The organism is Serratia sarumanii, assembly GCF_029962605.1.
Taxonomy (GTDB): domain Bacteria; phylum Pseudomonadota; class Gammaproteobacteria; order Enterobacterales; family Enterobacteriaceae; genus Serratia; species Serratia sarumanii.
On sequence record NZ_CP124750.1, the window covers coordinates 3,538,144 to 3,559,736 of the forward strand.

Annotated in this window: 20 protein-coding genes and 1 tRNA gene; 7 read left to right on the plus strand and 14 right to left on the minus strand. The window is 59.4% G+C overall.

Annotated features, from left to right (window positions below):
* Positions 1-14 precede the first annotated feature (14 nt).
* Together ccmB and ccmA are read right to left on the minus strand one after the other, a co-directional pair.
* On the minus strand, positions 15-674 hold the full coding sequence (gene ccmB / locus SSARUM_RS16820; protein WP_025303731.1) for a heme exporter protein CcmB: 660 nt from the start codon (positions 672-674) through the stop codon (positions 15-17).
* Complete coding sequence (gene ccmA, locus SSARUM_RS16825; protein WP_039564908.1) at positions 674-1,306, minus strand: cytochrome c biogenesis heme-transporting ATPase CcmA; 633 nt, start codon at positions 1,304-1,306, stop codon at positions 674-676. The genes ccmB and ccmA overlap by 1 nt, the downstream gene beginning before the upstream one ends.
* Positions 1,307-1,535: 229 nt before the next feature.
* On the opposite strand from ccmA, the gene SSARUM_RS16830 reads away from it, so the two are divergent.
* On the plus strand, positions 1,536-2,462 hold the full coding sequence (locus SSARUM_RS16830; RefSeq protein WP_033653720.1) for a formate/nitrite transporter family protein: 927 nt from the start codon (positions 1,536-1,538) through the stop codon (positions 2,460-2,462).
* Between the two features lie 129 nt (positions 2,463-2,591).
* Positions 2,592-2,666 (plus strand) — tRNA-Arg (locus tag SSARUM_RS16835).
* 93 nt (positions 2,667-2,759) lie between these two features.
* Here SSARUM_RS16835 and SSARUM_RS16840 read toward each other — a convergent pair.
* The 4 genes from SSARUM_RS16840 to SSARUM_RS16855 all read right to left on the minus strand — a co-directional run bounded on the left by SSARUM_RS16840 (position 2,760) and on the right by SSARUM_RS16855 (position 6,754).
* Entirely contained in the window at positions 2,760-4,034 is a 1,275-nt protein-coding gene (locus SSARUM_RS16840) for a lactonase family protein (RefSeq protein WP_223182034.1), read from the minus strand.
* Between the two features lie 20 nt (positions 4,035-4,054).
* The gene (locus SSARUM_RS16845; protein WP_060388085.1) at positions 4,055-4,855 is read right to left on the minus strand and encodes a helix-turn-helix domain-containing protein; all 801 of its coding nucleotides are present in this window, start codon (positions 4,853-4,855) and stop codon (positions 4,055-4,057) included.
* A 704-nt stretch (positions 4,856-5,559) separates the two neighbouring features.
* Positions 5,560-5,781, minus strand: a complete 222-nt coding sequence (locus SSARUM_RS16850; protein ID WP_004936288.1) for a hypothetical protein — start codon at positions 5,779-5,781, stop codon at positions 5,560-5,562.
* Between the two features lies 1 nt (position 5,782).
* Positions 5,783-6,754 (minus strand): TIGR04086 family membrane protein, encoded by a 972-nt coding sequence (locus SSARUM_RS16855; RefSeq protein ID WP_033635402.1) that lies wholly within the window; start codon positions 6,752-6,754, stop codon positions 5,783-5,785.
* A 227-nt stretch (positions 6,755-6,981) separates the two neighbouring features.
* On the opposite strand from SSARUM_RS16855, the gene SSARUM_RS16860 reads away from it, so the two are divergent.
* From SSARUM_RS16860 to dsdC, 3 genes are all read left to right on the plus strand, one after another.
* Positions 6,982-8,478: a helix-turn-helix transcriptional regulator gene (locus tag SSARUM_RS16860; RefSeq protein ID WP_060388086.1), complete on the plus strand. Its 1,497-nt coding sequence runs from the start codon at positions 6,982-6,984 to the stop codon at positions 8,476-8,478.
* 134 nt (positions 8,479-8,612) lie between these two features.
* Positions 8,613-8,864 carry a CsbD family protein gene (locus SSARUM_RS16865; RefSeq protein ID WP_033635404.1) on the plus strand — a complete coding sequence of 84 codons (252 nt, stop codon included), beginning with the start codon at positions 8,613-8,615 and terminating at the stop codon, positions 8,862-8,864.
* Positions 8,865-9,333: 469 nt separating this feature from the next.
* A complete protein-coding gene (gene dsdC, locus SSARUM_RS16870) occupies positions 9,334-10,263 on the plus strand; it encodes a DNA-binding transcriptional regulator DsdC (protein ID WP_033648097.1) in 930 nt (309 codons plus the stop codon).
* A gap of 11 nt (positions 10,264-10,274) precedes the next feature.
* Here the strand turns inward: dsdC and SSARUM_RS16875 are convergent, their stop codons facing one another.
* Genes SSARUM_RS16875 through SSARUM_RS16885 form a run of 3 tightly spaced genes read right to left on the minus strand, consistent with a single transcriptional unit; the run spans position 10,275 to position 11,841 of the window.
* Positions 10,275-10,577 (minus strand): hypothetical protein, encoded by a 303-nt coding sequence (locus SSARUM_RS16875; RefSeq protein WP_060430387.1) that lies wholly within the window; start codon positions 10,575-10,577, stop codon positions 10,275-10,277.
* 3 nt (positions 10,578-10,580) lie between these two features.
* Entirely contained in the window at positions 10,581-11,504 is a 924-nt protein-coding gene (locus SSARUM_RS16880) for a DMT family transporter (protein ID WP_033648099.1), read from the minus strand.
* A 46-nt stretch (positions 11,505-11,550) separates the two neighbouring features.
* Positions 11,551-11,841, minus strand: coding sequence for a hypothetical protein (locus tag SSARUM_RS16885; RefSeq protein WP_033635408.1), 291 nt, complete (start codon positions 11,839-11,841; stop codon positions 11,551-11,553).
* A gap of 396 nt (positions 11,842-12,237) precedes the next feature.
* Between SSARUM_RS16885 and SSARUM_RS16890 the strand changes: the two genes are divergently transcribed.
* Complete coding sequence (locus SSARUM_RS16890; protein ID WP_033648100.1) at positions 12,238-13,389, plus strand: porin; 1,152 nt, start codon at positions 12,238-12,240, stop codon at positions 13,387-13,389.
* A 56-nt stretch (positions 13,390-13,445) separates the two neighbouring features.
* Here the strand turns inward: SSARUM_RS16890 and mltB are convergent, their stop codons facing one another.
* On the minus strand, positions 13,446-14,534 hold the full coding sequence (mltB, locus tag SSARUM_RS16895; RefSeq protein WP_060430389.1) for a lytic murein transglycosylase B: 1,089 nt from the start codon (positions 14,532-14,534) through the stop codon (positions 13,446-13,448).
* A 279-nt stretch (positions 14,535-14,813) separates the two neighbouring features.
* Here mltB and SSARUM_RS16900 point away from each other — a divergent pair, with 279 nt between their 5' ends.
* A complete protein-coding gene (locus SSARUM_RS16900) occupies positions 14,814-15,269 on the plus strand; it encodes a DUF805 domain-containing protein (RefSeq protein WP_060430391.1) in 456 nt (151 codons plus the stop codon).
* Here SSARUM_RS16900 and pgaD read toward each other — a convergent pair.
* From pgaD to pgaA, 4 genes are read right to left on the minus strand one after another with little or no spacing between them, the layout of a single operon-like run.
* Complete coding sequence (pgaD, locus tag SSARUM_RS16905) at positions 15,266-15,706, minus strand: poly-beta-1,6-N-acetyl-D-glucosamine biosynthesis protein PgaD (protein WP_019453806.1); 441 nt, start codon at positions 15,704-15,706, stop codon at positions 15,266-15,268. The genes SSARUM_RS16900 and pgaD overlap by 4 nt on opposite strands.
* The gene (pgaC, locus tag SSARUM_RS16910; protein WP_033653713.1) at positions 15,703-17,037 is read right to left on the minus strand and encodes a poly-beta-1,6-N-acetyl-D-glucosamine synthase; all 1,335 of its coding nucleotides are present in this window, start codon (positions 17,035-17,037) and stop codon (positions 15,703-15,705) included. The genes pgaD and pgaC overlap by 4 nt, the downstream gene beginning before the upstream one ends.
* Positions 17,034-19,040, minus strand: a complete 2,007-nt coding sequence (gene pgaB, locus SSARUM_RS16915; RefSeq protein WP_060430393.1) for a poly-beta-1,6-N-acetyl-D-glucosamine N-deacetylase PgaB — start codon at positions 19,038-19,040, stop codon at positions 17,034-17,036. The genes pgaC and pgaB overlap by 4 nt, the downstream gene beginning before the upstream one ends.
* Positions 19,041-19,050: 10 nt before the next feature.
* Positions 19,051-21,507 carry a poly-beta-1,6 N-acetyl-D-glucosamine export porin PgaA gene (gene pgaA, locus SSARUM_RS16920; RefSeq protein ID WP_072265298.1) on the minus strand — a complete coding sequence of 819 codons (2,457 nt, stop codon included), beginning with the start codon at positions 21,505-21,507 and terminating at the stop codon, positions 19,051-19,053.
* Positions 21,508-21,593 lie beyond the last annotated feature (86 nt).

The window sequence follows — 21,593 nt, forward strand, 5'->3', positions numbered from 1 at the left end:
ATTCAATACGTTAGCTAGTGCACGCTCACTCGCAGCGCCGCCGCGGTGGCAAATGGCGCCAATGTCACGCTGCCCGCCAGCATCGCGCCGAGTATCGCCAGGTAACCGTCGATCGGCATGCCCATCGAAGCGGCGTCGATCGCCCCGGTGGCGAAGATCAGCACCGGAATATACAGCGGCAGCACCAGCAGGCTGAGCAGCACGCCCCCTTTGCGCAGGCCGACGGTCAACCCCACGCCGATAGCGCCGATCAGGCTCAGCGTCGGCGTGCCGAGCAGCAGCGTCCCCGCCACCGCCAGCCAGGTCTGCATATCGAGCGACAGCAGCAGCGCCACCAGCGGCGACAGGATCAGCAGCGGCAGACCCGTCACGACCCAGTGAGCACACACTTTGCCCAGCACCGTCATCGGCAGCGGCGTCGGCAGCAGCAACAGCTGCTCCAGCGAGCCGTCGAGGAAATCATCGCGAAACAGCCGCTCCAGCGACAGCAGCGAAGCCAGCAGCGCCGCCACCCACACGATGCCCGGCGCGATGCGCGCCAGCAGCTGCGGCTCCGGGCCAATCCCCAACGGGAATAGCGTGATCACTATCAGGAAAAACCACAGCGGGTTGACGATCTCCGAGCCTTTACGGCAGGCGATCTTCAGTTCGCGGCGCACCAGAGTCAAAAACATCACAAACTCCCCGCGTCGTGTTCCGCCAAACGAACTTTGCCCACCGTTTGGCCGACGCCGGCCAAATCCTGATGGGTGGTCAACAATACCATGCCGCCCCGCTGCGCATGTTGTTCAAAAAGGCTAATCAACTCGGCCACGCCCTGTTTGTCGATCGCCGTCAGCGGTTCATCGAGGATCCACAGCGGCGCCGCGCTGAGCCACAGCCGCGCCAGCGCCACGCGCCGCTGCTGCCCGGCGGAAAGCTGCGCCACCGGCAGATCTTCGTAACCCACCAGCCCCACCTGCTCCAGCGCGCGCCAGATGGCCTGATGCTCGGCCGCGCCGCGCACCGCCTGATAAAACTGCAGATTTTCGAAGGGCGTCAATACGGCTTTGATGCCGGGCTGATGGCCGATAAACAGCAAATCTTGCTGGTAACCCGCACGATCGCGCAGCGTGTTGCGCCCGCGCCAGCACACCTCGCCGCCGTCCGGCCGCGCCAGGCCGGCGAGAATGCGCAGTAAACTGGTCTTGCCCGCGCCGTTCGGCCCTTCAACCTGAATGATATCGCCCGGCTGAATTGAAAAGCTTAGCTCGCTAAACAGGATGCGCTCATCGCGCACGCAACTCAGACTTTTGGCTTCCAGCATCGGGGAACTCATATTTTTCTTTGGGATAGCGAATCATAGCATAAGCCTTTCCCCGCACGCAGCCCGCGGCGGGCGCGCCGACGAGCCAATATGGCGAGCAGAATCAAGAATGCGTGGAAAAAATCGGCGGATTTTAACTCTTGTTACCTTTTTCTGTATTTCGCCGCATTTAGGTCGGGCAACTACGCTTAATAACGTGAACTCACCCTTATGAAGCAGGAGCGACAGCATGAACGAACAGCGACGCCAGGAGCACGAGCCGGATGAGACGATGCAGGTAGAGAGCGAAGAACAGGAACAGGGCAAGCGCGAAATCGAAGTCAGGGAAGAAAATCTGCCGTCGCGCGCGGCGGCGGTGCATGAACAGATCCGGATGGAAGGCGAAAAAGAGCTGGAGCGCGACTGGCTGGCATTGCTGTGGTCGGCGATCGCCGCCGGGCTGTCGATGGGTGCCTCGCTGGCGGCAAAAGGCATTTTCCACGCCCGCCTGCCGGACGATCCCAGCCGCTTTTTCATCGAGAACCTCGGCTACACCTTCGGTTTCATCATTGTCATCATGGCGCGCCAGCAGCTGTTTACCGAAAATACCGTCACGGCAGTATTGCCAATCATGCATAAACCCACGCCGCGCAACCTGCTGATCCTGCTGCGCCTGTGGGGCGTGGTGCTGCTCGGCAACCTGATAGGCACCGGGCTGGCGGCGCTGGCGTTTACCCATATGCCGCTGTTCGACGCCGAGACGCGCGGCGCCTTCATCAGCCTGGGCGAAGAGGTGATGCGCCATACGCCGGGAGAAATGTTCGCCAACGGCATCCTGGCCGGCTGGATCATCGCCACCATGGTGTGGATGTTCCCGGCCGCCGGCGCGGCGAAAATCTGGGTGATCGTACTGATGACCTACCTGGTGGCGATTTGCGATCTGACCCATATCGTGGTCGGTTCGGTCGAGATCCTCTATCTGGCGTTCAACGGCGCGATTGAATGGCAAGAATTCATTTACCCGTTCGCCCTGCCGACGCTGGCGGGCAACATCATCGGCGGCACCTTTATCTTTGCGCTGATAAGCCACGCGCAGATCCGCAACGATTTGAGCGCCAAAAACCGGGCGGCGCGCCTGCAAGAGGAAAAACGGCGCCACGGCGGGGAAAAACCGTGATCGCCGTCGGTTAGCCGAGGAAATTTCGGCATGAACTGGCGAGGTATTGAGCAAACGCGCCGCTAAGCGCTTATTCTGCGGGTAAAAAAAGGTATAATGCCCCGGCAGCTTCGGTTGCCGGCCCGCAGCGTCCCCGTAGTTAAACGGATATAACAAGCCCCTCCTAAGGGCTAGTTACTGGTTCGATTCCAGTCGGGGACGCCATTCTTTCTTATCCAGCCATTCCCCATCATCTGCACCCGCAATTCCCCTTTTCCCCCGTTCAGAGCCGGTTTCCCCCGAGCGTTATGATTGGCATTAATTAAAAAACTTAATATCCGTCGGAGTAGAAACCGTCGTCGCCTGCCCTCTGGCCTGCAACTCGCCCTTCTCATCATCGAAATCGAACAACATAACGGTATTGGTAAACACATTCGTCACATAGAGATGGTTACCGCCGGCATCGAAAGCGAGCGCACGCGGCTCAATACCGCCGGCCTCATAGCGCGTTGGCACATCTGGCAGCCCATCCTCGCCAATTTTTAATACCAGCAGGTGGTTATCGGCACCGCGATTGGTGGCAATAAGATATCTGCCGCTCGGGCTGAGGATTATTGCCCCACCGCTTTTCGCCTCCGCTGAATCCTGCCCGCCGTTCAGTTTCACCTTCCCTTGCCGCGTCAATCGATGGTCGCTGACGGCAAACACCTCGATTTCACTCGCCATTTCAGTGATGACGTAGGCGTATTCCCCTTCTGGCGAGAACGCCATGTGCCGTGGGCCGGCGCCGGGTGCGAAGGCGACATCGCGCGAAGCATCCGCTTGCAACGGCTGCGCGTTGCCCGAGCGATAGCGGTAGGCGCGCAGCTTGTCCCCGCCGAGATCCGCCGCGTACAGGTATTGGCCATCGAGGCTGAAGGTGGTGGAGTGCGCATGGCCCCCTTCCTGGCGCCCCTGCACGGCGCCGGAGCCGGGCGTGAACGGAAAATGCTGCACCCGTTCCCCCAGTTTGCCGTCGCCGCCAATCGGTAATACCGTCACCCCCGCGCCGCCTTTGGCGACGGAGTAGTTGGCGACAAACAGAAACTTGCCATCCGGGCTGAGGGTGGCATGCGTCGGCTGCCGGCCCGCGCTGCTCACCGTATTCTGCACCCGCACGGCGCCGTCTTTGTCTATCGCCAAGGCAGTGACCGTTCCCGCGTTCTCCTCATTGGTGACATAGGCGAAACGGCCATCGCGGGATGTTACGATCCATGACGGGCTTTTCATTTTAATCACGTCGAGCAGCGTTAATGTGCCGTCGCCATTAACCGCCAGACGATAGAGGCCTTCACTGGGGTGCGCCGGTTTCTGCACCGCAGGCGCATCCGGAATATGGGTCCAGGTGCCGACTAACGCTATTTGCTGATGCTCCCGATTATTTGCCATCGCATTTCCTGAAAACATGAAAAGAGTTAATGCCAACGCGAATTGAATGGCCTGTCTGGCTAAACCGGCCACGCTCGCTCCGCCAGACACAGACAATGTCAAAGGTAGCATACGGCGCGCATAATGACGCTTATTCATCGAATCGGGGGGTTTCTCTATACTCATGATGTTTCCTTTTCTCAACGCTACGCTACAGGAATAAGTATATCGACATTGACGACGCGACTGTGTAAATGCTCATGTCTATATAGTTCGATAAAAAAACTTTCTCTCACCTTGACATTGATAGCCGGCAGATAGGCGTCATAGATATCTGCAAAAAAATCAATGTACTCAGACAACTCACCCATAAAGGGGATGACAATATATTTCCCTCTGGGTATGTAGAAATTGAAGATAGAATGAAAAACCTCTTGCTCCTTACCGTTTGAATGCCATTTTCCCGCTCTGTTGTTTTCCGCACGATAAGCCTTCCCATGCTTGCTTAACCATTTCTCATTAGTCTGCGTAATGTCACCGGCATCTCTGTATTTCCTTATGGAGTGGAAGATCAATGCCTTGTACTGCTTTAACAGCTCGATATCATCCGGCATGACCGTGTGATAAAAATAGGGTTTCTTGTCAATGCCATACGGTGGGATCTGGGTGGAAAAATCCCATCCCCGGCTGTTCCTAAAGCTGTTGGGCGTTTCGCCAAAGAAACGTTTAAACGCCCGCGTGTAACATTGCTGAGAGGCAAAGCCCGATGCCAAGGCGACATCCAATATGTTCCCTTGATGTTGTTTAAGCAAGATTGCGGATCGGCTCAGCTTTCTGTGCCTGATATAAGTCCCTAGCGTAATGCCAAAATAATGTTTAAACAGCCGCTGTAAATGCCATTTAGAGTAACCCGAGATAATAGATACTTTCTCAACAGAAAGTCCCTCTATAATATTCTTCTCCATATACTCTAACACCTGTAAAAGAATATCTTTTCGATAGTCCATGCGCGCTCCTTGCTTTTATAAAAATCGTGTCCTTTTCATTAAAATCGTTAACCAACCAAATCAAGTCATTAAGATTAATCCTAAAAAAAATCACCCTGACAACGCCATTTTTACGGCATGGGAAAAGTCATCATATAAATAACTGAAAATGATCATGTTATATAAATACGCTTGCGAAAAACACGTGAATAAAAAATGCGCCACGCAAAGTGCATCCATTAAAGATGCATTTGCCACACCAGGGCAAATCACACTTTATGTTAATTGTTTTATCTTAAAGTGTTTTTTTGCGTCCCAATTGCATGACCAAATAGGAATTTCATCATTGCAAATTAAAATGCATTTTATAATCAGGCTGACTGATAAAACTTATTGAGACTAATAAATAAAATCATGAGCAGCGTTTGAAAAGAAGATAGGGACAGGCTCATTTTCTGAACATCGGGCCAGAAAATCACAGATCGTAATAGGGAGCTTCTTTTATCTTTTTCCTGCGCTGAGAAGAACCGATGTTTTAACACATCTTGCTCGATGCCCTATTTTACCCTCCACGCCAATTGGGGCGCGACTTTGCCCACCGTGAACCGCCGGCCCTCCAACGTAAAAGCCTCATGCCGACTCGCACCGTGCGTTGTTGCCAGAATAGCCTGATTGCCCAGTAAAAAGCCCAGCCTATAAGGCCGGGCCTTTCATTAACGGCCTGATTAATCAGCCAGGTTGTCGATCTCTGCGGATCTGTGCTTGCGCAACAGATACAGCAGCAAAGATACCCGCCGCTCGGTGCGTTCCGGGGTATCCGGCGGCAGGTTGTAGCGCAGGGTGTAGCGCTCGTTATTCTCGTTGCAAAAATCGATGACGAGCACGGGAGCAGAGGCCCCCGCTACTTTTCGATAATTCAGCGAGATGCACGACAGGTTTTTTTTCATCTCAACTTACCGCGACAGTGCGGCGGGTTGATTCGGCAATCCGCCCCACGCCGGCGCTCAGCGCGGCGCCCAACAGCAGCATCAACAGCGAACCCCAAGCGGCGCGCGACAGCTGTTTGGCCGCTTCGTCGGCCGCTTCACGCGCTTTCTGCTCTGCCTCGGCCTTGAGTTTTTCCACTTTCTGCACCGCCTGCTGGTAAGCCTGAGCATAGTTATCGACGATTTGGCTCGCTTCATCGCGGCTTTTGCCGGTGCGCGCCGCAACGATATTCACCAGCGCATCCTTGTCGGCGGCGCTCAACGTCGGCTCACCGGACTGCTTGACGCGGTCGAACCACTGCTTGAGCTCGGAGGCGGCCTGCGCCGGATCGGCAGCCGCGTCCATGGCCGATTGCTTGCCGTCGGCGGTCGCCCTGTCGGCCTTCTGTTCCAACCGAGCCGGATCCAGTTCCGGCTTGCCGGTCTGCTTGAGCGTGGCGTTCAACTGGTTTTCCAGGCTTCCCCAGTCAAGGCTGATGCCCTTTTTATCCAGCTGTTGCTTGAGGCCTTCGCCCACGTTTGGCGCCGCCGCCGCCAGGCCGCTGCCCGCCAGCGAAAGCCCTTTGCCCACCGCGCTGCCCGCCAGCCCCACCACGCCACTCGCCAATGAAACCATCAGCCAGGTGGTCAGCAAGGTGGTGATCGCCCAGCTCAGCAGACCATGCAAGCCGCCGCGGTTCGGCGCGGTGCGGCCGGCGACGAACGCGCCCGCGGCCAGCGACGCCAGCGTTGAAACCAGCAGCCAGATCCCGGTGCCGGTGCCAAAGCCGCTCAGCGGGTTACCCTTTTGCATCATATCCACGGCCTGGGCGCCGATAGCCGTGCCCAGCACGCTGAAGATCAGATAAGTCACCAGCGCCACGGCACTCCCGGCCAATATCGAGCCCCATGACACCTGAAACGCAAAGCGATTTGATTCATAGACAGTGGTCATCGTTGTTCCTTATATTTTCTGGACAAGTGATTGCACGCACGGCGGATAACCGCGCAGACGAATCCAGTCTGCCGCGCGGCGTCGTCGGCCGTCCCGGTTCATTTGCGCCAGAATGACTAGTGCATTCACACCCTGCGAATACGCACGTTATGCACTAAGCTGCTCAGCGAGTAGCGTAACCCGCGGCCCCGGTCAGAGGCCGCTCCCTTCTGTCTAGCGGAGAACACATGAGCCAATCCGTCCTGGCCAGCGAAACCCACCGCGGCCACCTGCAGCAAATCATCTCCGGCTTGTCCGACGGCGTGATCCTGACGGATACCGATCGAACGCTGCTCTGGGCCAACGAGGCCGCGTTGGCCATGCATGGCGTGAGTCATCAGAAAGCTCTGGGGGCCAATGCCGGCGAGTACGCGGCGCGTTTTGCCCTGCGCTATCGCAACAATCATCCGCTGGCTTTGGAACAGTATCCGCTGAACCGGGTTGCCGATGGCGAGACCTTCACCGATGTGGTGGTGGAGGTTCGGCAAGCCGACGATCCGGACAGCTTCTGGGTGCACCGCCTGCGGAGCCTGATTATCACCGATGCGCAGGGGCAACCGGAGCTGCTGGCGCTAATCCTGAGCGACGCGACGGAGTGGGCCAGCGCCGAACAGCGCTTTGAAAAAACCTTCAACGCCAATCCGGCGCCGGCGGTCATTTGTCGGCTAAGCGACCTGCGCTACGTCAAGGTCAACCAGGGGTTCCTCGATATGACCGGTTACCAACGTGAACAGGTCATGGGTCGTTCGGTTTATGAACTCGACGTTTTGGAACAGGCGGAGCACAAAGATCTGGCGATACAGCGCCTGGGGGAAGGCGCCACCATTCCACAAATGGAGGCCGAGCTGAAACTGCCCGGTGGCGGAAGCAAGCTGGTGGTGGTTGCCGGCCAACCGCTGGACATCAATGAAGACGACTGCATGCTGTTCACTTTTACCGATCTCGAACCCCGGCGCCAGGCGGAATCGGCGCTGCGGGAAAGTGAAGAGCGGTTCGCCAAGGCATTTCGCCTGAGCCCGGTGCCGACGTTGTTGTGTACGGCGCAGGAGCGGCGCGTGCTGGACGTCAACGAAGCCTTCACCCGCACCACCGAGTACGACGCCGAAGCCTTGATCGGCAAGACGGTCGATGAGATCCAATTTATTGACGATCCCGAGGCGAACCGCCGTTTGTTTGCCGCGCTGGAAAAAAGCGGTAACGCCGAGGGGCTGGACATCCGGGTACGCAAGAAAGGGAGCGAGTCGATCGACTGCGTGGCCTCGGCGGATGCCGTCAGCATCCACAATGCGCCCTGCTACCTGCTGGTGCTCATGGACATTACCGAACGCAAACGCTCGGAGCTGGAGCTGGTCAGCGCCATCGAAGAAGTGATGCAGGACGCCTCCTGGTTCAGCCAAACCCTGATTGAAAAACTGGCCAACGTGAAAAGCATCAACCGGCCCGACCAGGCCGGATTGACCGCCAGCGATCTCACGCCGCGCGAGCGCGATGTGCTGGAGTTGATTTGCGAGGGGCTGCCGGACAAGAAAATCGCGGCGCGTCTCAATCTGGCGCTCAACACCATTCGCAACCATGTCGCGACGGTCTATTCCAAACTTGGCGTGCACAGCCGCAGCGAAGCCATCGTCTGGGCCAGGGAGCGCGGTCTGTTTACCGGCGGGCCGGCCACCAGGAACGGCAAGTAGCCTGCAAATGCACTATCCGCACCGATGCAAACGCCCCTTATAGGCACAACGTGAAGTGCATAACATGGAGGTGCAAATGCAGGCTTTCGCCCTGTGCGGAAGCCAAACGGATCGAACCTTAGGAGCGCATCATAATGAACAGCGAAAAAGCCAATGGCATGATGGAAAAAGTGGCGGGCAAGGCGCAGGAAATGGCGGGCGACGTCACCGGAAACCCACGTTTGCAGGCCGAAGGCGTTACGCGCTATGCAGCGGGCGCGCTGCAAGAAAAATACGGCGACGCCCTGAGCTGCGCCGGCAGCATGATGAAGAAAAACCCCCTCGCCGCATTAGCCCTCATTGCCGGCGCTGGTCTGTTGGCCGGCCTGCTGCTGCGCCGCCGTTGATACGCACCGGCGAGCAAACCGCTTTTCCCTGAACGCCGCGCCCGGTTAACGACAACCGGGCGCGGTGCTATCGGCCAACGGGCAATGCCGTGCGGGCATATGGCCTTATCGATTTATTCATCCGTTACGCCGACAATGATGATTAACGGCTATTCAGCGGCATCGGGTTATTATGGCGAAACGGCGATATCCCTCATGGAATAGGCGGCATTCTTTTTCATACCGTCGCTCGCCGCCTTTACTCACTGCTTAACGACAGCCATTTTATTTTCCTCGCGTATTCCTGATTTTTATCGTCTTCTCAACCCAAGCCCATCGGCGGTTATTTACGGTCTTGATGCAATAAATCGGCTTACCCTCAACATCATTAAAACCATCAGGTTAAAATTCGACTCCATTCGTCAAACTGGGTTTATCCTCCTCTCCATTAAATGTTAATATTGCTGTATTGCGCGCACGGAGAAATAGCATGTTCCCCAGTAAAAAACATTCACAGCGGGCCACCCCGCTGACCAGCTATCAATTTTCCCGGCTGCATACTTTCGAATGCGTCGCCCGTCATTTATCTTTTGCGCTGGCGGCGCAAGAATTGTCGATCACCCCCAGCGCCGTAAGCCACCGCATTAATTTGCTCGAAAAGGAGTTGGGTTTTCTGCTATTCCAGCGCTTTCATCGCAGAATTACCCTGACGCCGGAGGGCGAGCGCATGCAATGGGCGCTGGACAGCTCCTTCAACACGCTGAATCAGGAGATTCTGGACATCAAGAATCGCGAGCTGACGGGCACCCTGACCCTCTACTCGCACCCGTCTCTGGTGCAATGCCTGCTGCTGCCGCGCATCGGCGACTTTATCGCCCAGCACCCCACCATTCACCTCAACATTCTGACCGGGCAAGAGATCATCAACCTGGCCAACCGCGGCGTGGACTTGGCGATGTACTTCGGCAAACTGCCCTCGGGGCGGCATCTGGACGAGGCCTTTATGCAGGAATCGATGGTGCCGATCTGTACGCCGCAGTACGCCGCCGCACATAGCCTGTACGATGCGCCGGAAAACCTGGCCCACTGCACGCTGCTGCACGATCGCTACAACTCCGGCGAAGACGAGTGGCAAACCTGGTCGCAACACTTTGCGCTGGGGCTGGATACCGACAGCAAAAGCATGGAGTTCGACCGTTCCGATCTCGCGGTGCTGGCCGCCACGCGGCACCTTGGCGTCGCCATGGGGCGGCTCAATCTGGTGCAGGACTGGATCAAAAGCGGCGAGCTGATCATTCCGTTCACCGACATGACCGTGCCCTGCGAGCACTGCTATTTTACCTCGACCATCTCCGAGCGGCAGTGGCCGAAAATCCTCGCGTTTAAGCAGTGGATCATGAAAATCGCCCCTCTGGTCTGATGGCCAGAGGGTTAGCGCTCTATTTTGGGGGAATAAGAAAAATTCAGCGCGCAGGCGTAGAGCCGGCCGGCCTTTGAATAAGAGATATATTTGCGGTTTTTATCCCAGGCCAACAGGGCATTATTGGCAAAATAATAAACCTCCAATTGCCTCCCATTAGCCAACCTCGACCAGCCTCGGCTTCTTATCACGGTAAAATCACCGTTGTCACTGAGCGTAATCAGCGGCACGCCCCAGGCATAGCGGGATATTTGCAGCTGGATAATGAATTGGCTTTCGCAGCTTATTTGGTAGTTCTGTACATCAACATCCATAATTTATATTTTGGGTGCCACCCTTCGGTCAAAATAAATAAGATAAGAACAACTCACCACGATTAATCCCAGCACGATCAGCACGGCACCCAATACAAACTCAATTTGCAACGGCTCGCCGAGAATGACGACCCCCGCCAGGATGCCGAATACCGGCGTCATAAAGGTGAGAATGCCCAGCGAGGAAGCCTGATAACGGCGCAGCAGCGAAAACCAGATCAGGTAGCTGAAAAATGACACCACCACGGTCTGGAACAGCAGGCTGTACCAGGCCACCGGGCTCAGGGTGAAATGCAGGTTTCCCGTCGCCAGCGCCGGCAACAACAACAGCACACAGGCGCCCGTCAACTGAAACAACAGCGTCTGTTTGGCCGGGCACTCCGCCAGGCGCGTGGTGCGGATCACCAGGGTAGAAGCTCCCCAGGCGATCCCCGCCAGCAGGCCGTAGAGATCGCCTTTCAGCCGTTCGGCTCCGCCGCTTCCCTCAGCCATGCCCGATATGGCCAGCACCACGCCGCCAAAGGCGATGAGCATGCCCAGCCACTGCACCGGCGACAGGCGCTCCTGAGGAAGGAGAAAATGCAGGCCAAGGGCGGAAAACAGCGGCGCGGTGTACAAAAACACCGCCATATGCGAGGCGCTGGTGTAACGCAGCCCTGCGGAGACAAAAAAGAACTCCAGCGCGAACAATGCCCCCACGCTCAAACCGGCGCACAGCGTGGCGCGATCCCAGGTGAAGCGCTCGCCGCAGCCGCGCGCCAGCAGGTAAACAGCCAGCGCGGCAAGACCCGAGCGAATGGCGATTTGCAGCACCGCCGACACATCCGGCTCGGCGGCCTTGATTGCCACCTGTTGCATTCCCCAGATGGCGCATAGCATCACCATCGTGGCGGCAGCCCTGCCGTCGATTCCGATTCTCGCATTCATAATAGGGTTCTCGCCACCGTGAGAATAATAACGGGTAACCGTCGTATTATTCTTTATACACCACGATTTCCTGATAAAGCTTAATAACCTCACCATCGCTATCGACAGAGTCGGTATATTCGGTTTGCTGCGCCAAATGAATCACCTTCCATCCTTTTCGCGCTAATTCAGGGATCGTCAGGCGCCCCACGTCGCGGCAGGTGAACAGGGTATCATCCGACAACCTAAGCTTGCTAACCTCTGCATAATCATAGGCTTGAGAATGACAAACGTGCGACTCCGCCGCCATCGCCGGCAGTGAAAACAGCCCCACTAATAACATTAACAGGTTTCTCATGGCGACCTCCCAATCGCTTATTCATGCCGGCCGATTACGCAGACAAAGGCTGACGTTAATACGCCGGCGAAAGACTCAAATTTATTATCTCTTGCACGGATGAAATTACAGGCTGGCGCCGGTGACTGACAAATGAAAAATATAAACCTTGGCGTTAGATGAATTCATCCGAATCGAGAAACATGAACAGCGGCCCTTTGCACCGCACGGAATGGTCAAAAACCGGCCAATAATTAGCAAGAAAAGTAATTCTTTATGTCACTGTTTATGTTAAAAATGCCGCCCGCCGCTAACACACCAAAAAAACCGTCAAAATGCGTGAAAACGCAGCGTTCTGCGCAAAACATCGGCATGGCGGCGCTGATGGGGCGGTCATACATAAAACAGGGATAACACATGGCAATCAAATTGCGCGTATTGACTCAAGCGGTGGCGCTGGGTCTGGCGATCGGCAGCGCGTCGTTCGCCGCTCAGGCGGAAATCACCCTGCTGAAGCAGGATCCGCAGGCCGGCGATCCGCTCAGCCGCCTGAACTTCACCGTTGGCGGCAGCATCCGTCCACAGTTTAACAACATGACGGGCGACGGCGACAAGGGTTCCTACAAGCGTAACGGCTTCGACGGCGGCACCCGCTTCCGTTTCGCGGCGGACTACTACCTGTTCGACGATATCAGCTGGATCAGCTACTACGAGCTGGGCGTGAACATTCCGGCGCTGTTCGACTGGGATCACCACTATGCCGACGGCGCGAGAAACACCAGCCGCCGCATGCTGTACACCGGCCTGAAAAGCAACACCTGGGGCCAGATGACCTTCGGCCAGCAGAACAGCGTTTACTATGACGTGGTGGGCGCCAAGACCGATATCTGGGACTACGACATGTTGGCCCAGGCGCCGGGCAACGGCATCAACGGCGACTACGACGGCTCTTACCGTTCACGCAAGATGCTGAAGTACAAGAACCGCTTCGGCGATGCGGACGTTTATGCCTCGTACCTGTTCAGCGACAGCGACTACCTGCCGGGCAACGGCCTGCGCTATAAGCGCAAAGGCGGCGGCTCACTGGGCGTGGACTACCACATCACGCAGGATCTGACCTGGGGCACCGCCTGGAACTACACCCGCGCCGAAATGCGCAATCCGTCCACCAGCGGCAGCAAGAGCTACGATCAACACATCGTCGGCACCGCCCTCAGCTGGAAACCGGACAACTGGACGCTGACTTTCGGCGGCGGTTACTACCACGACTTCCTGACCACCAAGAAAACCGACATCAACAATTACTTCGCCGGCGATGCCTGGGGTATCGAATACCTGGCCGGTTATACCGTGCCGGTGGGCCAGTACGCGGTGAAATCGGTGATGCCGTACTTTATGGGCGATCGCCTGGAATACGTCACCGGCCGCAACTACCAGCGCATCGACAACGGCCTTGGGGTTACCGTGCAGTTTGACTACGGCTTCCGCGTTGACGTAGAGCACGTGCTGACATCGAGCACCGACAACCTCGGCGATATGACCGTGGTGCGTCTACGCTACGATTTCTGATTGTTCCGCACGTAAAAAAGGCCGCGCAAGCGGCCTTTTTCGTTATTGAAGCAGCGTCAGAAGCCGCCGCGCGCCGAGCGCCCTACCGCTTCGCCCAGCTGCCATACCGCCATGGCGTAGTGGGTGCTGTGGTTATAGCGAGTGATGACGTAGAAGTTCGGCAGGCCGTACCAATATTGGTAGCCGGTGCCGACGTCCAGCCGCAGCAGGCTGGCTTCCTGATTGTCGCCGAGCGAACCCTGCGGGCTCAGGCCGGCTTCCGCCAGCGCAGCGACCGAGTAGCGGGTCTTGAAGCCGTTTTCCAATCCCGGCGCCTGGCCGTTGGCCTGAATCGCGACCGGCTCGCCTTTGGACCAACCGTGCGCCTTGAAGTAATTGGCCACGCTGCCGATGGCATCGACCGGATCCCACAGGTTGATATGACCATCGCCGTTGAAGTCGACCGCATAGCTCTTGAAGGAAGACGGCATGAACTGCCCATAGCCCATCGCGCCGGCGAAGGAGCCGCGCAGTTCGAGCGGATCGTCGCCCTCGGTGCGCGACATCAGCAGGAAGGTTTCCAGCTCGCCGGCGAAGTAATCGGCGCGGCGCGGGTAGTTGAAGGCCAGCGTCGCCAGTGCATCGATAATGCGGGTTTTACCCATTACGCGGCCCCAGCGGGTCTCCACGCCGATAATCCCGACGATGATCTCCGGCGGCACGCCGTACACCTGCCAGGCCCGCTGCAGCGCATCCTGATATTGATTCCAGAACACCACGCCATTTTGCACGTTATCCGGCGTGATGAACTTGTTGCGGTAGCGCAGCCAGGAACCGTTCGGGCCGGTAGGCCCCTGGGTAGACGGTTTCGGCGCCTGCCTGTCCATCAGCCGCAGCACCGAATCCAGGCGCCGTGCCTGCGCCAGCACGTCGTGCAGCTGCTGCCGATCAAAGCCGTGTTCCTGCACCATCTTATCGATAAAGCGCGCGGTATTCGGGTTATTGGCGAAATCACCACCCAGCGGCGCGCCGCTGTGCGCCGGGCTCAGCAAAAAGCCGCCCTTTACCGGGGTGCCCTGCGGCGTAGCGGTGGTACTGGGTTTCGGCGTGCTGCTACAGGCAGCAAGCAAGGTAATCAGCGGTAAAAGCGCAACCAGGTGACGCATCGGATATCCATATAACCATGCAAGAGATAAGTGGGAGTTATGTTAATGCATTGTTCAACGCGAACAAACAGGATTATGCCGCCAATTACCGCGCCAGGTAGCCAAACGTGCCAAATTGTGACGTTTTGCACGGTGAGAGAACGCCCGGCGCGGCCGCGCGGAATCTCAACCGCGACTAAATGAGAAAAATTATCACCTTGACGCCCCCTTTTACCCCGATAAAATGCCCGGCTGCTTGCCACCCGGCTATCGCCGCAATGATCACGACAATGGAATGTGATGGAATCTCTCGGACAACTCGCCAAAGACCTGTACCGTGGGCGCATCTCGCGCAAACCCTTTATTTTCTCGCTGGCGATCTTCGCCGTTGGCATCGTGCTGCTGTCGTTTATGTCGACCTATCTGGACAAAAACCATTTTCGCGCCCATGCGCACGGCGATACCGAGGAATTCGTCTCGGTGCTGCTGTATCTGCTGTGCATCATGGTCTGGGCGCTGTTCTGTTTCGGCCTGGTGGCGTGGTTCATGGCCAAAACCGCGTTTCGGCTCAACGATATCGGCCTGCCCGGCTGGGCGCTGGCCGTGGCGTGCTATGTTTGCTCGGTGCTCAACAACTACTCCCCCGGCCCGGTGGCGCGCTGGCTGCCGCTTTTCAGCCTGGCCGTCATGATCTGCGCCCTGCTGTTGCCGCCGGGCGGGCTGCGCCGCAGGCCGGGCGGCGACGCTGACGATTAACGCAGCTGCACCACCTTGTTCGCGGCCGGTTCGGCCGCCGTCAGCCTGCCGCTGACCTGGCTGATGCCGCCGCCGCTGTTATGGGACACCACGGCGATCGGCAAACGCCGCAGCTGCCGGGTCAGCTCGGGCGTGATATAGCCGATGTGGGTGTTCTGTTGCTGTTTCCGCCAGCGGCCGGCCGCCCTGCGACGGGAGAAATACTGGTTGTATTTAGCCCAGGCGATCAGCGTGACGGCATTGAACAACGCCACAATGATGTACAGCGAGATCACTTCCAGCAGCGACAGGGCGGAGCCCACCCCGTGCTGATCCATCACCGACATCAGGCCGCGGCTGAACAGATAAAGGAAGCCGCACCAGGCGAAAAGCGTCAGCAGGCTGTCTACCACGCGCGGCAGCAGGCCGCGTTCGGAATAAATCAGGACGTCCGTCATTCTTTGATCCTCCCAATGCCCCGATCGGGGCTGATCCAGCGCGCACGCCCGCGCCGAGCTTTCAACATCACTTTGGAAAACGCCACCAGCGTGGTCAGCAGGCTGAGCAGCCAATACACCAGCGGATACCAGATGATCCAGAACAGCGAGCGGCCGAAGCCCTTCTCATAGCGCTTCTCCAGCAGCAGGCTGACGGTGAACTGCAGCAGGCACACCACGCCCAGCACCAGCCCGGTAAACGCCGGCGTCAGCAACGAGTGAATGCGGATGCCCTCCGGCAGCGGCACCGCCAGCCCAACCAGGAAAATCAGCACGCTGACCAGGTAAGTGAACGCCCACAACGTGGAGAGGCAATACTCGGCGAACAGCAGCCACATATGCCGGTGCTCCCAGGCCCACAGGTTGCGCAGGTTCTTTAAAAACACCTCGGCGCCGCCCTGCGCCCAGCGCAGGCGCTGCTTCCACAGCCCGCGCAGGGTCTCCGGCATCAGGATCCAGCACAGCGCCCGCGGTTCGAAGAAGATAGCCCAGTGCTTGAGCTGCAGTTTCCAGCTGATGTCGATGTCTTCGGTGATCATGTCCTGGCTCCAGTAACCGACATCGGTAAGCGCTTGCTTACGAAACGCGGCCACCACGCCGGAGATGGTGAACAGGCGGCCATAAACGCGCTGCGTGCGCTTGATAAGGCCGATGATCGACGAAAACTCACCGACCTGGATGCGGCCGATCAGGGTGGAGCGCGTGCGGATGCGCGGGTTGCCGGTCACCGCGCCGACGTGCGGATTGGCCAACAGCGGCGCCACCAAATAGGCCGCCGCATCGCGATCCAGCAGCGCATCGCCGTCGATGCACACCAGATACTCGCTGCGCGCCGCCGCCGCGCCCGCCTGCAGCGCGATCGCTTTGCCCTGATTTTGCGCCAGATGGATCACCCGCAGCCGGGGGAACTCCAGCGTCAACTGGTCCAGCACCTCGGCGGTGTCATCGCTGGAGCCGTCGTTGATGGCGATCACTTCGATATTTTCATAGCGCTGCGCCATCGCCGCCGAAATGGTTTCACGCGCGTTCAACCCTTCGTTGAAACAGGGGATCAGCACGCTGATCGACGGGTTGCCCGGCAGCACCGGCGCGGGCATGTCCGGGCTCCAGCGCCAGTGGCGCTCGCGGTGCAGCCAGAAATAGATGCCGCCGGCGATCCAGATGCCGGACATGAACAGCGGCCAGAAGAACACAAAGTTGAGCAGCACTTCGCCGGTAAACAGCAGGACGATGCCGAAGGGCACGCTCAACACCAGACACAGGATGAATAAGGCAATTAAACGATCGGTCATGGCAGTGGGAACCAGGCTGAGGACAACACCGGGCGAACGGCATCCAGCTTAGGCCGATCGTCGAGGAAGTTGTCGGGGTAATAACCAAAGCTCTGAGCGCCATTGCGCTGCAGGCGACGCATCCATTCGGCCAGCAGTTGACCGTCATCCAGGCTTATCCGGCGCTCCTTGCGCCAGTCGACGGCCTGCAACTCAAACACCGTTTTATCGAGCGCGCCGGGGTAAGCGGCCACTTTGCCCACCAGTTGATCCAGCCAGCGGCCGCTGTCGGCGCGCGGCACGTTTTCCATCAGCGGCATCGCCATCGGCGCCACCCAGTCGTAGGCCTGCAGGAAATCCGCCAGATTCTGGCCGAACCAGGCTTCGCTGGCGGGATCGAGCACCGGCATCGCATAGATGTTGCGCGCGGTTTGCACCTGCGGGCCGCGGATCGCCCGCACCCGCTCGGTCAGCGACTGGGTAAATTCGATCAGCGCCCGGCTCTTGAAGCGCGTCCAGCGCGCCATCGCCTGCGGATCCTGGCGTATCGCCGCCACCGAATCGGCGAAGCCGGCCTGGCGGTAGGCCGCAACGGCGTCGGGGCCGGCGTCCTCGATGTCCGACAGCAGGGCATCGTCGTGGAACAGGATCCCTTTGAAGGTGGCGTGGGCCGCCAGATCCTCGTAGATCTCACCGATGCGCTGGCGCGCCACCGGGCTGAACGGCGACAGGCGGCGGTACTGCTTGTCGTCTACCGACAGCTGCCCGCTTTGCGGATCGAGGCGCTGTACGCGCGGCACGTCAGATCCCAGCTCGAACGCCAACACCGGCATCCAGGCATACACGGCCACGCCGGTGCGCGAAGAGAGCTGCCAGGAGACCCGGTTGAACAGGTCGGCCTTCATCGGCAGCCAGCGGTTGGGGAAATAGAGCTCGCGCACGTTGCCGTCGCCTTTTGGATCGGCGAACGCCTGCAGGAAAACGGTATTGATGCGCAGGTCGTAGATGCGCTGGATCAGCTTGTCGAGGTTTTTGGCCTGCTGCTGCGGATCGGGATCGTAAAGGTAGTCGAGATCGACGTGCGCCACCCGCATGATCTGTCGGTTCTGTATCTGCGTCAGCTGCTGGGCGAAGCTCGTCAGCGACGGGTTGCCGGCCACCAGCATGCGCGGCACGTTCTCAGGCGCGTTGACGTCTGCCAGCCCGTTCTCCAGCGTCAGCGCCATGCGGTAACCGTGCTTGCGCGCGATGTCCAGCGCCACGCCGCCGGCCGCGCCGTACGGCCAGACCCAGACGCGCGGCGCCTTGCCGGTGGCGGCGGTGATGCGCTGGGTGATCAACGCCACGTCTTTCTCGATGCGTTGGCGATATTCCGCCTCGCTTTCGTAGCGGCCCTGTTTGGCGTCGTACAACCGATTGGCGACCGCCGGTTCGGTATTGCCCTGCGGGTTAGCGATACCGCCGTAATGCGAAGCGTAGGTGTGCGCGCCGATCTCCACCAAGCCGGAGTCCGACACTTCCCGCACCTGCTGCCAGGTGAGGAAGCGATCGCGCGGCGTCATCAGGCCGCCGAAATCGACCGGCTTGTCGGCTGGCGCATCCAGCCAGACGCCGACCGGCGCCAACACCGCCGGCCAGTTGTAGGCCTTCAGCAGCGGAAAAACCCGGCTGTAGAAGCTGCGGTAGCCATCGTCGAAGGTCAGCAGCACCGCCTTGTTCGGCAACGCCGGGCCGCCGTTTTGCGCCTGCAGGATCTGCTCGACCGACACCGGCTGGTAGCCGTTTTGCTTCAGCCAGGCGAACTGTTCATTGAGCGCGCTGGTGCGCACCGACATGTAGCGCTGGTCCGCCGCGCCGTCTTCCACGTCGTGATACGCCAGCACCGCGTAACGGTTGGCCGGCCACGGGCGTTCCATCGGCCCCACGGGCCGCTCCGCCGGCGGCGTGAAGCGCGGCACGTCCGCCTGGCTGCAGGTGGTGGTCAGCAACGCGGCCAACACGAAAAGCGAGGATCGAATAAGCATGATTATTCCTTTAAAAACGATAATTCAGATCAAACGTCACGCCGATGTTCCGCTCGCGCTTGCCGTCGTAAGGATGTTTCTCAAACTGCAGCATCGCGCCGGCGTCCAACACCCCGTTCCAACTGATGCGCTGGCCGTAACCCAGCTGGGTGATCGGCTTGCGCGCATAGTCCCGCTGCCAATAGCTGCCGGCGCCGGCCTGGAACTGCTGGCTCCACTCGGTCTGATAATGGCGATACAGGGTGTGATCGAGCGTTAACGACGGCAGCAGCGTGAAGTCGCGCTTCGGGTTGTAATACGGCACGTTCTCCTGGCTGTTGCGGCTGCCGGACAGCGTCAGGTTCATGTCCAGCCGATAACGGGCGCCGGCGAGCAGCCGTTGCCGCCCTTCCAGGCCGTATTCCAGCCGGTTGTTGCCGTCCGAGAAGTGCGAAGGCGCCACGCTGGCGCGCAGCTCGCGGCTTTCGTTCTGCTGCCAACGCAGCCACAGGTTGCCGCCGTTGGCGCTGATGCCGTTGGTCAACGCGCGCAGCGGCGTCTCGGCCGACAGGCGCGCCACCGAACCGCCGAGGCGCCATTGATCATTCAGGTCATACCAGGATGAAAGGCGCAGGCCGAGCTCATTGCCGTGGCCGTAGTTGCGGTTGGCCACCTCGGCTTCCAGCCACAAATCGCGCGAGCGCCACTCGGCGCCGGCGCTGAGATCGCGGTTGATGCCCTTGCCCTCGTCGAACTGGCCGGTGTTGAATCCCCAGCCGGTGAACAGCCGCCAGTTGTCGTCGATCGGCGGTGAATAGAGCGCAGCGTGAATGCCGAAATCGTGGCTGCCGCTGACCGGCCCGTCGGAATCGATGCCCTGATTGCCGCTGATGCGCAGTTCAGACATGTGGTGAATGCGGCGCGAACGCTCGAGCTGCTGAGCGGCGACGCTTTCCGGCGCGCGTTGGATGACGTCGTCGGCCAGCAAATCCAGCTGCCGCCACTCCTGCAATTCCTGCGCGACATAGCCCTGCTGGATCTCCAACGGCAGGCTGCGCGGCTCCAGCCCTTCCACCTGCTTCAACTCGTCCTCGGCGCGGCGCGGCCAGCCGCGCGCCAAATAAACGCTGGCCAATGAGATGCGCAGCCCCTGATTGCCCGGCGCCGTGCGCGCCAGATGGGTCAACTGCCGTTCGGCCTCGGCCAGATCGCGTTGATAAACCCGTGACTGCGCCAGCAGCGATTGGCCGACCAGCCAGTCATCGTTGTAGGCCAGCGTCGGCAACTGGTACAGGCGGGTCGCGTAGGGATAGCGCTGGCTGACGCGCTGCGCCAGCAACGCCGCCCGATCGATGCGTTCGTCCTCCGCCTGCGCGTAAAACAGATCGGTTTCGTCTTCGGCGGTCACCGCCTGCGGCGCGGCGGCGTTCAAGCGGCTGAAAATGGCCTGCGCCTTATCCGGCTGCTGCAGGTAGAGGTAGGCGGACGCCGCCCAGCGCTGGGCATAATCCGGCACCGTGCGCCCTTCCGCCTGCAAGGTTTGATACTCGCTCACCACATCGGCCATGCGATAACGCGCCAGCAGCGCGCCCAGGCGATCGATACGCGCCTGCTGGTAGCTGTCCTGCGCCTCCGGCAGCGGCCGCCACTGCGTCAGCAGTTGGTCATAGCGCGCCAGCGCGCGGTCGGCGATGACGAAGCGTTCCTGTTCGCCACGAGCATCGATAAACGACAGCCGCACCAGTTCGGCGGCTTCATCCGCCTGCAGGCGCCGCTGCTGCGCGGGCGGCAATGCCAGCCCCTGGCTTGCACGCAGCGCCGGATCCGCGACCCGGTTCGCCGCCAGCAGCGTCACGTAATAAGCCTGAATGCCGGCGTCGGACGGCGCCAGCGCACGGGCGCGGGTCACGTTTTCCAACGCCGCCCAGCTGCGGCCGGCGGCCTGATCCACATAGGCGCGCGTCAGATACCACGTCGCCGGTTCCAGTAACTTCTCCGCTTTGGCCGCTTCCGTTTGCGCCTGCGCATCCCGCCCGGCATCCGCCAGCGTCATCACGTAGCCACGCTGCAGGCCGCCGTCGGCGGGAGCGAGCTGCAACGCCGCCCGCCACAGGCGCAGCGATGGTTGCCACTGCTTAAGATTGCGGTAGGCGCGGGCCGCCGTCGCCAGGCTGGCGCTATCCCGCTGCAGCGCGGCGCCGTCGGCACGCCAGAGTGCGACCACCTCTTCGTCATGGCCGGCCCAACCGGCCACCTGGATATAATCGGCTCGCTGCTGCAGGCTCAACCCCTCCCGAGCGCGCCGCTGCGATAAATACGCCAACACCGGCGCGGTATCGCCCGATCTGGCCTGACGGATCAGCGCGTCATAGCGCTCATCCGCCAGCGCGGCGGCCGGCAGGGATAAACCGATAAACAGCAATGACGCCGCATATTTGGTGACGTGGCGTTCGGTAAAGCGTAATGAACGCGAGTTAACTTTAGGCACGAGGTATTCCTTTAATCCGTGAGCTGCTGTCCTGGCAGAGTGCAAATGCGAGCAGGCACCCGAAAAGTCGGCTAGAGCCGTCGAGT